Source organism: Cesiribacter andamanensis AMV16 (assembly GCF_000348925.1).
Lineage (GTDB): Bacteria > Bacteroidota > Bacteroidia > Cytophagales > Cyclobacteriaceae > Cesiribacter > Cesiribacter andamanensis.
Map to the genome: position 1 here is coordinate 13,233 of NZ_AODQ01000002.1, position 14,253 is coordinate 27,485.

The following is a 14,253-nucleotide window of genomic DNA, read 5'->3' on the forward strand; positions in this document are numbered from 1 at the left end:
TGTATTGCTGTTCATTTCAGTTCCTACTAGAGACAGAAAGCCCTTGGTTGAGGTGTTACTATTCCTGTAAAATGACGATTCGAAAAAACTACTGAAAATAGTCCTGCCCTTAAGGTTCAGCAGGTAAGTGCCGCTGGGCATTCCCTGAGTGCTGATCTCCTGTCCGGCAGGCGACAACTTTTCTTTTTTACCAGTACCCCACCACTAGAATAAAAGGCTGCTTCGTAGGCACCAAGATGTGCCGGCAGCTCTAGGGTAAGTCGATTTTTTGTTGGGTTTGGGTAGAGCTTAATCGTATTCCGGACCTCATCATTTCGCTTAAAACCGGTTACCACTTCTTTCGGTAGGTCCCGAAATTGAGTGGGTAAATCCTGAGGTTCGCACACCTCGGCTCCTGTGCTGCTGCGCATGTTCTGCATGGTCCACTGCCGGGCTTCTAAAATTTCAACTGCACCTGCAGTTACCAGCAGATCTACCCCCTGGCTGCTTTGGGCCGGATAGCTTCTGGTAGACAGCACCAGCAGATTGTCAATAAAGATCTCCACCACGGAATGGTCGATAAACACCTCCAGTTGGATCTCTTCCTTGTGCTCGAATACATAGTCTGCCGTGGTGTATTCCCGGAGGGCTTCCTGGGCATGGGCATAGCGGGTATCCAGCGCCACCAGGTTCTTTTCCAGATCAAAATGAAAGGCAGTATACTGAGTACCCGCATCATTCTTCAGGAGCTGAAGCGAGAACTTAGCGGCAGAATCTGCCTTTACACTAAACTTGAGGTTCAGCTGATTGCCACCAAACTCGGACAGGTTGTTTTTACTACCCTTGGCAATGCTGCGGTTTGCTAGCAGCACTTCGTTTTGGCGCAGCCGGCACAAATTGGGGTGCGGGTAATGGCCGATAGTAGAATCCTGCAGCAGCCGAATCACCCGGGGAATGGAAAAGGTTTGGCGCCAGCCGGCCTTCAGCTGATCGCCAACATTACGCGTCTCTGGCACGATACCAATGTAAGTAATGCGGCCTTCGGCATCGGTACCAATGGCGGGTGCCAATGTGTTGTTGTTCGAGGCATCCAATAATTTAGGGGTTGTAAAATAAGGAGTGAACGTTTCGTTCTCCCATTTTCCAATCCAGTAAATCACATTAGCAGGTTTTCCATTGTAGAGTGGAGTTACCGCTAGTATATACTCCCCCTGATCGTTGAGGGGATAGAAGAGCGGCATTTCCCAGAAGAAGCCCGATTGTTCAAGATTTGAACTCCGGTACAGATCAGTGATTCGGGTCCAGTTTACCAGATCAGAGCTTTTGTAGGTAGGCAGGGCGCCACCTCCCCCATTGGCGATACCGGCGCCTACAATCATGTAATAGGTGCTCCCCACCTTCCAGACAAAAGGGTCCCGGAAGTCGAGATAGCCGGCAGGGCCTGCGGGGATTACAGGATTAGCGGGATGTTTTTCCCACTCAATCAGGTTTTCGTCCTTGGGCAAGGCAAGACCAATGCCCGCTTTGGCCAGATCTACACCGGTGTAGAAGATCACCGGTTTGCCATTAGGATCTTTTGTAGTGGTACCTGACCAGATGCCGAAATTATCAAAACCTTCGGACGGGGCCAACACAGTTTTTTCTTCCTGCCAGTGTACCAGATCGGGACTACTCAGGTGGCCCCAGTGCATAAAGTGCAGCCAAAGACCATTAGGGTTTTTCTGAAAGAAGAGATGGTACTTACCCTCGTAGTAAGTCAAGCCGTAGGCTTCGTTGGCCCAGGCAGTGTTGGGCATGGGGTGGTACTGCGGGCGCAGGTAATCTCCCGCATGGCGAACTGCCGGATCGATGTATAAATTGGCAGGCAACAGCGCTTGCTCTTCAGTAAAGGTGATGTGATCGGCCAGAATGTGCCCCCAGCCTCCTGTAACCTGATCGACAATTTCAAGACGGGCGGTTTGCCCGATGAACTCACTAACATCCCAGGTTTCTTCCCGCAGCATTTCTGTATCTCTGCCGGTGGCGGTACGCACTGTATTGCCATTCACCAGCAGGCGCACTTCGGCTCTGCCAGGATGGTTACCACCTCCCACCAAAAAGCGGATCAGGGGTTTCTGGATGGTGAAGGTGGAAGAGCTTAGTTTGCCTACGGGCGCATCGCCACCCAGAAATGAATTGACCAGCTGATTTCCCCTGTAGCCCGATACCACTTGCTGTCCGGCCAAGGTACCTGCAGCAGGTTGAGATCCAAAGGCAGTTCCCTCGGTAGTCCAGGCGCCATAGTTCGTGCCTTCAAAATCTTCAAACAGCGTTGCAGCGACAGGCTCTGGGGCGAAATTCGTGTAGCTGGCAATAACCTCTGCCGGACCAAGTACTGTATTGAATACTTTTAGATCATCAAGGGCGCCGTTCAGGCTGGTGATGTTAAAGCCCTCAATAGTGGCTGGGCTGGTGTGCCGGCCAATATATAGGGGAGCCGCAGAAGCCAGGCTCAGGGAGCTATGGGCAGCCAAGTTCATTGATTGCCAGAGATTACCATTCACATAGATGTTGGCCTGTCTGGCCTCCAGATCTACAGTGGCAACAATGTGGTTCCACACCCATTTCTCCAGGCTGCGGGCAGTCACCACTACATATTTTTTGCCATCGGCATAAAAATCAAGTGATACGTTTCCATAGGGCCCAACTTCCAGTGCAAAGCCTGCCCCACTTTGCATCTGACTGATGATGGCAGCCCCTTCTATGGCATTTCTGTTGGCATCGGTCGCTGGCGGAAAAGCATCGGTCGCATACCAGGCCTCCAGGGTTATCTGCTTATCGACCTGCGAAAGAGCATAGTCACTGTGGGCCCAGGTAGAATAGCCATCGAGTCGCAGTGCCGACCCCTGAACGGCCGGTATACGCTCTGGTGCATTAAACAGGTTAACTACCGAAAACTGAGTTCCACTTACCTCCTCCCGGATAAGGGATGTACCAGACGCTTCGTTGAAGGTAAAGTGCAGAATGGGATCACCCGCCGCAAAGGCAGTTTGGAGGCTGGTGAACAAAGATAGGAGTAGGAAAGGACGTATCATCTTTAGGAAAATAGAATAAGAACCAGGCATTTTGCCTGGTTCTTATAGTGAACAAACAACCATCAACTATTGAATTTCATCGTACTTTTCAATCAGGTAGTCTAAGGCATTTTTGGTAAGTCGCTCGATGTTCTCCTGGTAATCATTTGGTGCGCCATCGTTCGGTGCCCACTCATACCCAATGATGCTGTTGGCCAGCACCAATATTGTGCCTTTAAAGTCTTTTGGAACGCTGGGGCTAATGTTGGCATGCGTATTGGCATTGGTCGGCAACAATTCAACGGCAGCAAAGCCAAAATAGTCACCTACGTGGCGCAGCGAAGCCAGTTTTACTGCCTGCAGCTGCTCCTCAAAATTGGTGACCATGTCCAGATTTCCGCAGCAGTCGCCGCCGGCAGGACCCACATTCCACCAGATCAACCGTACTTCACGGGTAGGCGCATTGTACAAAAACACGCGATTCTCCCCGTTAATCACTCCTTCAAACAGTGGATGCGTAGTACGATCTGCAGAGGTAGTACCAGGCACTACGCTCAGGCCCCACTGATCATCCGGAGCCTTTCCGGTTTCTACGCCGGCAGGATTGTTCTCTCCAAATCCAAAAGCAGCAGGCACACGGCCTATGTTGAAGATGTAGTTGGTTGCGTCGCCAGCCAGGAGCAACTGTCCGCCCCTGCGTACAAAGTTCGAAATGGCTGTTACCGTCTTAGGGGCATTCATGCCACCCAGGCTAACAGGTGCGCCTGCACTTAGCTCATAGTAAAAGATGACTTTCACATTGGTGAGAGTATTGCCATTGATCTGTGCGGCCGGTAGGTACACAAATTCATCGCCATAGGTCTCCTGCGCCCAGGTGGCAGCCGCTTTGGCATCATCTTCCAGCTCAGCCATGGTAGCAGCCTTGCCTACAAACGCAACCGAGGCCGATGGAATCGCCATGGCAGTGTACACACGGGATACAGGCGCTCCGTTCACATTCATCCCGGTTACAATGAATTCAATAGGATTTGTCAGGTCTACCACTGATCCTGAAGCGGGCGTAACAGTAGCACCAGCAGGCACTTCTACCTCGATCTCCACAGAAGAAAGATCGGCACCGCCGGGCACTTCAAAGGCAAGTGTTTTCTCGGTCTGATCAACAGTACCGCTAAAAGCAACAGGCGATACCACGCTGAATGCAGTAATGGCAGGCTCTACCACTTCATCTCCTGGAGCATCATCGCCGCAGGAAACCAGCACACAGGTGGCTACTGCCAACATCGCCTTAAAGAAGAAAGACTTATTTATAAAATTTTGCATGGATGAAAAGATTGAGTTTTGAATTGAAAAACCCTTGATTAGAGGCAACAAAGGGTTAAAGCAACCCTCTGCTGCCTGTCCATCAATCACTAATTGTAGCCTGGGTTCTGCTGATAAAGCCCACCCGAGAAGTTGATTTGGGCTTGTGGAATTGGGAAATATTCATCCCGGCCTTCTACAAATTGGGCATTCTGCAGGTACGTTCTCAGGTTTTTCTCTTTTGCAAAGTACTCTCCATTGAGTACCTCGTCGGCAATGCCCCAGCGTACCAGGTCAAAGAAGCGCTCACCTTCCATGGCCAGCTCCAGTTTGCGCTCAAAGCGCAGGGCTTTTCTGGCCATGTCCTGAGTCCATTCGATGTTCACACCGGGCTGGTACAGATCGATGTTGTAATTGGCAGCATAGTCGGTAGGGCCGGCATTGTTCCAGGCAAGTACATACGCACTATTCTTGGCGCGTGCTCGTATCCGGTTGATGAGCTCTACTGCTTCATTCTGGCGGCCCAGTTCAATCAGCGCCTCCGCTTTCCAAAGCAGTACATCTGCATAGCGGATGATCTGGAAGTTGAGTGCAGAACCACCCCAGGGCCATCCTTCTACCAGATAAGGTGAGTTTGGCGACACCAGGAACTTCTTGGTGCTGTAGTAACCATAGGCAGCGGGTTCGCGGGCCCATTCTTCTGTGTATGGCGCTGCGGCATAATCTTTCCAGCGGATACCAAGGCGGCCAACCGTAAAATCCAGACGAGGATCTACAGCCGTAGCGTATCCATCTTGCACGGTCATCAGGTTGGTGTTGTTGTAGGTCTCGAAATTCGGCAGACCATCTTCACCCGTCTTATAAGAGTTTACCAGGTTTTGGCTAGGTTGGAAGAAACCATCACCACTGTAGGCAGGTCCTCTAGGGGCATTCAGCAGATTACTCCAGTTGATGCGACCCAAGTCTGTTCCATCACTGATCGAATACTGAACGGCAAATACAGACTCAGGCCCGTTTTCCCACTCCACTTCCGCCAGTTGCTGGAAATCGGCTAGTAAGCTAAAGCCGCCTTCGGCCACTTGGTTGCACAGCTCTACGACCTTTTGCATCAGCTGCTGATCCACACTGGCTACTGTATTGTTTGGATTCTGCTTATAGGCGCGGTACAGGGTAGCTTTGGCTTGGTAGGCAAGTGCCGCATACTTTGTGGCCCGTCCTTCCTGAGGCTGTGTAGGCGGCAGCAATTCAGCTGCAGCTGCAAACTCATCTGCAATCATGGCCAGTATCTCATCCCGGTTGTATTCTACGTTTGAGATATTCTTGTATTCCTCAAAAGGAACATTCTCATCGAAATATGGAATCTGGTTGAACAGGCGGTTTAGTTCGAAGAAGAAGTGAGCCCGCAGAAAGCGCATTTCACCCAAGCGCACATTTTTTAGGGGTACTTCCTGCTCGGTTACCGCATTTAGTCTTCTGATGGCATTGTTGGCGCGTTGTACGCTCACATAGAGGTGAAACCACTTCCGATCCAGCAGACCATTGGTCGCATATACACCATTGAAGGTTTCAAAGGCATGGTATTCCCAGAGGTCACCAATGCCCCCGCCGCCTTTATAGGCTGTTTCGGCACGTACATCGCCATACACCCAGTTGGTAGTTGGTGATAGGAAAGCACCATCGCTTCCCTCGGGACCTGCCAGAGCAGCATAGGTAGCAATCACAAGCGACTCGATCCCTTCAGGAGAATTTAGCAATTCATCGCTTAGTTTTCCCTTAGGCTTGCTATCGAGAAACTCTTCTTCCTGGCAGGCGGTAAAGCCCAGGAAAAATAGGGCTAGAAGTAATGAATAATATTTCATAGCAGTTTTTTTTCTAGTGGTAGACAGGCTTAGAAGCCAACATTTAGACCAAAGGATACAGTACGCGGCAGTGGGTAGGGATACCCCAGCAGCTCAGGATCGGCACCACTGTACTTGGTAAAGGTTAACAGGTTTTGCCCCTGCACAAACACCCGCATGTTCCGCATCTTCAGGGTCTGGGCCAGGTTGGTAGGCAGGGTATAGCCCACCACAAAGTTTTTCAACTTCATGTAAGAGCCGTTTTCAATGAAGTAGTCTGAGCCACGGCCCTCGTCATTACTATTTTCTGCGGTCAGTGCCGGAATATCAGAATTGAAGTTCTCGTCTGGGTTCCAGGCATCGAGCAGGCGTGTGCTATGGTTGCCCGTCCAGAGCTGGAAGAAGTCGGTATAGAACTTAGAATTATTCCAGGCATCGCGTACCATGCCATTGAAGAAGAGCGATAGATCGAAGGCTTTGTAGGTAAGCCCCAGGTTAAGACCGCCGGTAAACCTTGGCTGCTCTGAGCCCAACCAGGTACGGTCCTTATCATCAATCACATTATCACCGTTCAGGTCTACATAGCGAATCCGGCCCAGACCTTTCCCTGGCTGTTCAATGCCATTTTCCAGTTCTGCTTCGGTACGGAAGAGACCGTCGGTGCGGTAGCCCATCCAGGAGCCAAACGGCTGACCAACAACACTCTGGTCTATGCCATTGCCACCGCCCCAGGTATAATAAATATCTTCAGGCAGGTCGGTTATTTCATTCTTATACACAGAGCCGGTAAAGGTAATGTCAACGTTCAGGTCTCTGGCAATCTGGCTCCGCCAGTTTACAATAGCTTCAAAACCATTGTTTTTCATGGATGCACCATTGTAGGCCATGTAGCCGCCTTCCCCGATAATGGCAATGTAGGGGCGGTCAATCAGCATGTCCTCGGTATTTTTCATGAAGTAGTCCAGGTTCAGGTTCAAGCGGTTATTGAACATCGAAAGGTCTACACCAAAGTTCGTTTGGGTGGTTTCCTCCCACCTGATATCAGGGTTACCCGTTCTTTCCTTGATGATGCCCACAGGGATAACGCCTCCGTTTGCGCCACTGATGTCATAACCAGCTTTGTTCAGTTGAATGAGGTACTTGGTGTAGGTGGCCTCGTTGTCAAGCAGGTCATTTCCATTTTTACCCCAGCTACCCCTTAGTTTCAGTTCGGTGATGAAGGGTAAGTCTTGCATGAAAGCTTCCTCGCTGATGCGCCAGCCAGCCGTAATGGCAGGGAAAATAGCCGAGTTGTTGTTTGCGCCAAAACGCGAAGAAGCATCGCGGCGCAGCGTACCGGAAAGCAGGTAACGGCTCATAAAGGCATAGTTCACCTTTCCGAAGTGAGACAGCATGGCTACGCGCCAGGCTGCGTTCCCGTTGGTTTGGGTTCCGCTACCAGCATCCAGGTAGCGATAGTCCAGTTCCTGGATCAGGAAGCCTTCCCGTCTGGCAGACAGCCATTCTTCGGTTTCTTCCTTCGCTTCAATACCCGCCAGGGCGTTGATGGAATGATTGTCCAGCTCAATAGCATAATTGGCCGTATTGGTCCAGATCCAGCTCATGGCATTTCCGGTAGTTACCACCAAGGCATTTTTATCAACCGTGCGGTTGCCTTCCCGCCATCTGGGCTCAAAATTTGAGTGGAAACCAGTGCTGTAGTTCAGGCCCAGATTTGATCGGAATACCAGGTTCTTTACAGGCGTAGCCTCTACAAACGCATTTCCGAAGATCCGCCAGCTGGTGTTGCGGTTATCCTTCTGCTGATCCAGCAGGCGAATCGGATTTGGCTTATCGCCCAAACCCTGCGTAGGTCCTGCATAGCCGCCATTGATATCATACACCGGAATTAGGGGGTGCTGCGCAATGGTTAGCTCTTCGATACCACCTGGTTTCAGAATTTCTGTCCAGCGGCTTACGTTGATGTTTTCGCCTACTCTCAGACGATTGTTCAGGAAATTGTAGTCTGTATTCAAACGCGCCGTAAAGCGGGAAAAGTTTGTATGTTTGATCAGACCATCCTGATCAAAGTAGTTGAGGGAGAAGAGGGAAGAACCACGATCAGTACCTTTCGATACGGTAACATTGTAATCCTGCAGCAGGGCTGTTTCGTAAACTTCGTCAGCCCAATTAGTATTGCCAGCAGGGATGGTTTGATTGGCATCAATGTACTCCGGAATAAGCGGAAAGGGTCTGCTGCCATATTGGTCATGACTAGGCGTCTGCCCATCGTTCTGATAAGCGCTCCAATACACTTCGCCCCACTGCCGGGCATCCAGCATGTCGATGTTGGTGTGGTAGAACTGTGCCGTGTGCTGTGAGCTAAAATCCACTTTCACCTCTCCCTTTGTTGCTTTCTTGGTGGTAATGATGATCACACCATTCGCTGCCTGGGTACCGTAGATCGAAGCAGAACCAGCGTCTTTTAGGACCTGAATCGATTCTATATCGTTTGCATTGAGCAGCGTAGCAATGTTGGCACGGGTTTGTACTCCATCTACCACATATAGAGGTGTACCGTTATTGATGGTGGTTACACCCCGGATGCCAACCCCTGTGTTTACGCCACCGGGCGTACCATCGGTCGTAACCGTAACGCCTGGCAATCGACCCTGCAAGGTAGACATGACGTTCCCCGTAGGGATGTTGGCAATGTCTTTCATCTTCACTACTGAAACCGCACCGGTTATGTCGGCCTTCTTCTCCGACTGATAGCCGGTTACAACTACTTCCTCCAGCAGGTCGAGGTCTTCTGCCAGGGAGATGTTAATGGTTGATTGGTTGCCGACCTCAATTTCTTGTTGCAGGTAGCCCACAAATGAAAATACCAGCACATCGGATGGTGCGGCTTCCAAGCGGTAAGCACCATCAATATCTGTCACTACCCCTCTTGCTGTTCCTTTCACAAGAATGCTCACACCCGGTAACGGTTCCTTCGACTGGGAATCGATTACGGTACCTTTCACAACATTTTGCTGTGCAATACTTACCCAGGGTAAGCAGCTAAGGCATAAAAGAATTAGTAATCGTACATGCATATTAGTATGTTTTAGTAGTGTATCCTTCTAGTACTTTTTCAGATTTAAGGTCTGCCGGTGCAGCCGTTTTCCTGCCTACACTTTCAAGGGCCATGCCTTTGGTTTCGGGCATAATTCTCCAAACAAAGAGCAGCTGGAGTACCATCATGCCCGCGAAGATCATGAAGGTGTTGCCGGCTCCCAGATTAGCCGTGATGTAAGGGAAGATAAAAGCAATGCCGGCTGCCATGATCCAGTGGGTAAAACTTCCCAGCGCCTGACCACCTGCACGCACCTGGTTCGGAAAGATCTCTGAGATAAACACCCAGATGACTGCTCCTTGCGACATGGCAAAGAAGGCGATGTAGGCAAACAGGCAGAGGGGAACCATCATGCCACTGAAGTTCTCCACATAAAAGGCTCTGGCCACCAGCCCCAGGGTGAGGATCAGACCAACAGAGCCTACCAACATGAGTCTTTTGCGCCCTACCCGGTCAATCAGGTTTAAGCCGATCATGGTAAAAAGCAGGTTAACGACCCCAATACCCGTGGTAGAAAGCAAGGCAGACTCTTTGCCCAGGCCGGTCATTTCAAAGATGCGGGGTGCATAGTAGATGATGGCATTGATGCCGGATACCTGGTTGAAGACCGCAAACAAGATGGCCAGCATTACCGGAAAGCTGTACTGCTTTGAGAAAAGGCGGCTTGTGGAAATGCCCGTTTGGGGTGTTCCTTTAGAAGCGATGATGGCCTTAAGTTCTGCATCTGCGGTCTGGGGGTTGATCTGCATCAGCACTGCTCTGGCCTCATCTACGGCACCTCTCTTCACCACCAGCCAGCGGGGGCTTTTGGGCACCAGCAGCATCAGGCTTACAAACGCAAGTGCCGGCACTGCCTCTACACCCAGCATCCAGCGCCAGGCACTTGAACCGGCATCTTTCAACAGGTAGTTCGACAGGTAGGCGATGAGAATACCCAGCACAATGTTGAACTGGAACATGCCCACCATACGCCCCCTTCGGTCGGCCGGGGCAATTTCGCTGATGTACATGGGAGCTGCTACGGAAGAAGCACCTACTCCTATCCCACCAATAAAGCGGAAGAACAGGAAAGAGTACCAGTCAGTTGCCAGGGCAGACCCAACTGCAGAAACCAGGTATAGTACACCTATCCAGAATAAGGTATTTTTTCTGCCGATGGCATCTGAGGGAATGCCGCCGAACAGAGCACCTAAGACTGTGCCGATAAGGGCTATGCTTACGGTGAGGCCATGCTCTATAACGGTCAGCTGCCAGAGCTCCTGTATGGATTGCTCGGCACCAGAAATCACGGCAGTATCGAAGCCAAAAAGAAAGCCTCCTAACGCTACTGTGATCGACCAAAATAAGATTTTCCTTTGCATCATCTCCACTTGTTTTTTTCTTCAAGGTAGAGGATGGCCAAGGAACGGCATTTCAGGATCGTTTCAATAATCTTAAAATTTCAAACGTTTGCTAAAAAACCTCCAGAAAACCCTGCTCCCGCAATCGGTTGCAGAGAAATAAATTTCACTGCTGTTCAGGCCTCACTTCTACTATTGTACCACACTTTCAAAATCATCTCCACAGCTTGTTAAATGAGAAAACAAGCCTTTTATAGCCCTCTAATTCTACTGCAGGATAGGATTCTACTTTCTAGTTAAGGCAGCTGGAGGCAGGTAGAATTCTCTACTGCCGTAGACTCTCCCCTTTTTTAAAATTGGATCATAGAATGCATTTCAGGACTTTCTACCTGTTACTGTGGACTCTTTATTAGAGGCTTTAACTCTACAAAGCCATGAAAGCGGAGTTCCAACTGAATACCATCTGGTAGAGGGGTAATAGGGGAAAGGTGAATGAAGTGGATTGGCATCTTTCCACCTCCTAGGCTGCGCTTGAAAACACCTGCCAAGGCTTGGAATAAAACACTTTGTTTGGAGAAGCTGTCCCCTCAGGAGGGTCTGTGCACCCTCCCTTTCAGAATCCCTCCCGCTGGTTGGCACAACAGGATCGAACCTACAGAGCTCCTTGCATTCTTCAGATTCAGCTAAGACTGGTACCGGCTAACGTTCAGGATAACAGCCTTTACTCTTTTACTGTATGGCTGGCCTTGAAGTCGGAGGGGCTCACACCAAAGTGATTTTTGAAGGCTGTTGAGAAATAGGCAGGCGAGGAAAAGCCTACTTCGGTGGCAATTTCAGTAATGGTATGATCGCTGTTGAGCAGCAAGTGCTTTGCCTTCTTCAGGCGTGCCTTCACTACATAGTCATTGATGGAATAGCCCAGAATTGATTTTGCCTTCCGGTAGAGCTGTACCCTGGACATCCCCAGACTTTCGGCAATGTCGTTGGCGCTCAGCTGAGGATTGGCCAGGTTCTTTTGAACAACAGCGGTAAATGCGTTGATAAACTTCTTATCCAGCTGTTTTGGAGCCGCTAAGGAAGCATCTACACTAATTTCACTGCTGTACTGGTCTTTTAAGCGCTCCCTGGATTGGATCAGGCTTTTCACCCGCTCATACAGGTACTGGTAATTGAATGGCTTGGTTACGTACAGATCTGCCCCGGACTGGATTCCTTCAATCTTCTGTTCAATGGAATCTTTGGCCGTAAGCAGAATCACAGGAACATGAGCAGTACGTAAATCTTTTTTAAGGGTTGCTGTTACCTCCAGTCCTCCTTTGTTTGGCAGCATGATGTCCGAAATAATCAAATCGGGCACCACATCAAAGGCCAGGCTCAGGCCCAATAATCCATCGGGAGCCTCTACCACCGTAAATTCTTTCTGCAACCGCTGCTTTAAAAATCCCCGCAGCTCCTCATTATCTTCGATCAGTAAGATGGTGTACTGCTTCTGGGCCGCTGCCTCTACCCCTTCGGCTGCCTCTACTTCTATCTCTTGTGCATAAGGAAGGGAAGCCAAGGCTACCATTTCTTCTTCTTGTTCCTGTAGCAGAATTTCTTCGGCCTGCAGGTGTTCTTTGCCCAGGGGCAGGGTAATGACAAAACGGGTGCCTTTCCATCTTTCGCTTACCACGGCAATCTCTCCTTTATGGAGGCTAATGAACTCCTTGGAAAGCGATAAGCCCAAGCCTGTACTGAGGTTGTTATACACATCGCCGGTATAAAAGCGGTCAAAAGCATGTTTTACATGTTCGGCAGACATGCCTCTGCCATTGTCTTCTACCATCAGAATCACCCGATCACAGGTATCGGAAATGGTTATTTTCACCGAAATGACACCCCCATCATCGGTAAATTTAAAAGCATTGGACAGCAAGTTAAACAGCACCTTATCCAACTTATCGGCATCGAAATAGACTTTTACCTTCTCAGGCTTGCTTTCTACGGCAAAGTGTATTCTGCGCTTCTGCGCCAGGCGCTTGAAGGAGGATGCGATGGTATGGACAAAAGCTACAATGTCTCGCTCTGCCGTCTGCAGCTTCATCTTCTTGTTTTCAATCTTCCGGAAGTCCATCAGCTGGGTGACCAGATGCAGCAAGCGGTTCGCATTGTTCTTAATCAGCTGCATATCCTTCTTCAGGTCTGTGCTGATGTTGCTTCGAAGAATGTCATCTACCGGACCCAGTATAAGGGTTAAGGGTGTACGGAACTCATGCGAAATATTGGTAAAGAACTTAAATTTGGCTTCGGTGGCCTTGTCGGCTTTACGGGCCATCTTTTCGATTTCATCGCGCTGCTTGATGATTTCTCGATTCTTGGTCACCAACACCCGGTTCATCTCCTGCTTTTCGCGCAAAGCAAGCCCTGCCAGGGCCCCCAGGATGATGATAACCACCATGCCGCCCAGTAAAATGTAAAGAAGCACGCGCTGGCTTTGGTAAATCTCGATTTGCTCGGCGATTTTCTCTTGCTGACGTTCAATGCTCTTCTGCTGCGTTAGGATCTTATCCGTTTGCTGCTTCATGATATGAACGTTGCGGCTATCGATTACTGTACTGTTCAGAATATTCTCCTTGTCATAGGGCTCCTTGTGGAGGATCTTGCTGGCCAGCCGAATAATTTCTTCGCCCCCTGTAGGGTACAGGAAGGTGGCATCCAGAATGCCTTCGGTTACAAATTGAAGGCCCCCGCTTGGACCACTTAAGCCGTCTACCCCAATAAACTTAAACTTTTTTTCCTGCCCAATGCTCTTCAGGTACTCATACACTCCCAGGGCCATCACATCATTATGGGCAAAAACTAGGTCTACCTCCCCTACTTGCTGGTAGACATCTGGAAACCGGCTCTTGGCAATTTCCTTTTCCCATTCGCCCCGAACCTCGGCCACTACACGAATGTCTTTGAATCCTTGTAGAGCTTCTACAAACCCCCGATGGCGGTCCTGGGCCGGCGAAGAACCCTTAAGGCCCCAGATCTCCAGCACCTTTCCTTGCCCCCCTAGCAACTCGCCTACATAGTTGCCCGCCAGCTTTCCAATCTCATAGTTATCGGCTCCCACATAAGCGGTGTAGAAGGATGAAGCCGTACGTCTGTCTACAATGATTACCGGAATTCCCTTTTCAAGAGCTTCTTCAACCAGAGGGGTGATCGGTTCGGCTTCGTTTGGGGAAACAATGAGGAGGTCAACCCCCTGCCTGATGAACTGGCGGATATGCTCTGCCTGCAGAGAGGTATTATTGTTAGCATCCTTGATGATCAGGTCAAGCTCCGGATAAAAAGAAATTTCCCGCCTCATTTCATCGTGCATGGCCTGACGCCAGGCATCCCCGCCAGTACACTGGGCAAACCCAATGGTATAGCTTGCTTCCTGCTCCATACTCTCGCAGGAAAACATAAAGGCTACCAACACAAAAAGACAAGCAAGGAGCTTACGCATGCACAGATTTTACTAAATCAACTTTTTAAAGTACGGCAATTTTTAAGTATTTCAACGGAAAACTATGTGTGCGAATCATTCATCTATTCAGCCTCAGCAGCACTAATCAGCCTCAGTAGAGAGCATCCGTAGAAATGTGGTGATTTTTGCGGTAAACAAATATATTCATTAT

General features: G+C 49.8%; 6 protein-coding genes. All 6 read right to left on the reverse strand.

What is annotated here, in order from left to right; translation table 11 throughout:
- Window positions 1–116: 116 nt before the first annotated feature.
- Window positions 117–3,026 carry a LamG-like jellyroll fold domain-containing protein gene (locus tag ADICEAN_RS00580; protein WP_161622640.1) on the reverse strand — a complete coding sequence of 970 codons (2,910 nt, stop codon included), beginning with the start codon at window positions 3,024–3,026 and terminating at the stop codon, window positions 117–119.
- Window positions 3,027–3,119: 93 nt separating this feature from the next.
- Window positions 3,120–4,352, reverse strand: a complete 1,233-nt coding sequence (locus ADICEAN_RS00585) for a DUF4960 domain-containing protein (protein ID WP_009193537.1) — start codon at window positions 4,350–4,352, stop codon at window positions 3,120–3,122.
- Between the two features lie 89 nt (window positions 4,353–4,441).
- Window positions 4,442–6,190, reverse strand: a complete 1,749-nt coding sequence (locus ADICEAN_RS00590; RefSeq protein WP_009193538.1) for a RagB/SusD family nutrient uptake outer membrane protein — start codon at window positions 6,188–6,190, stop codon at window positions 4,442–4,444.
- Between the two features lie 29 nt (window positions 6,191–6,219).
- On the reverse strand, window positions 6,220–9,246 hold the full coding sequence (locus tag ADICEAN_RS00595; RefSeq protein WP_009193539.1) for a SusC/RagA family TonB-linked outer membrane protein: 3,027 nt from the start codon (window positions 9,244–9,246) through the stop codon (window positions 6,220–6,222).
- Between the two features lies 1 nt (window position 9,247).
- The gene (locus tag ADICEAN_RS00600) at window positions 9,248–10,630 is read right to left on the reverse strand and encodes a sugar porter family MFS transporter (RefSeq protein ID WP_040395881.1); all 1,383 of its coding nucleotides are present in this window, start codon (window positions 10,628–10,630) and stop codon (window positions 9,248–9,250) included.
- Window positions 10,631–11,327: 697 nt separating this feature from the next.
- A complete protein-coding gene (locus ADICEAN_RS00605) occupies window positions 11,328–14,081 on the reverse strand; it encodes a hybrid sensor histidine kinase/response regulator transcription factor (protein ID WP_009193541.1) in 2,754 nt (917 codons plus the stop codon).
- Window positions 14,082–14,253: the final 172 nt, after the last annotated feature.

Bases quoted from the DNA above. Each gene is read 5' to 3' on its own strand.
- ADICEAN_RS00585 (WP_009193537.1), bottom strand. From the start codon at position 4,352: ATGCAAAATTTTATAAATAAGTCTTTCTTCTTTAAGGCGATGTTGGCA.
- ADICEAN_RS00590 (WP_009193538.1), bottom strand. From the start codon at position 6,190: ATGAAATATTATTCATTACTTCTAGCCCTATTTTTCCTGGGCTTTACC.
- ADICEAN_RS00595 (WP_009193539.1), bottom strand. From the start codon at position 9,246: ATGCATGTACGATTACTAATTCTTTTATGCCTTAGCTGCTTACCCTGG.
- ADICEAN_RS00600 (WP_040395881.1), bottom strand. From the start codon at position 10,630: ATGATGCAAAGGAAAATCTTATTTTGGTCGATCACAGTAGCGTTAGGA.
- ADICEAN_RS00605 (WP_009193541.1), bottom strand. From the start codon at position 14,081: ATGCGTAAGCTCCTTGCTTGTCTTTTTGTGTTGGTAGCCTTTATGTTT.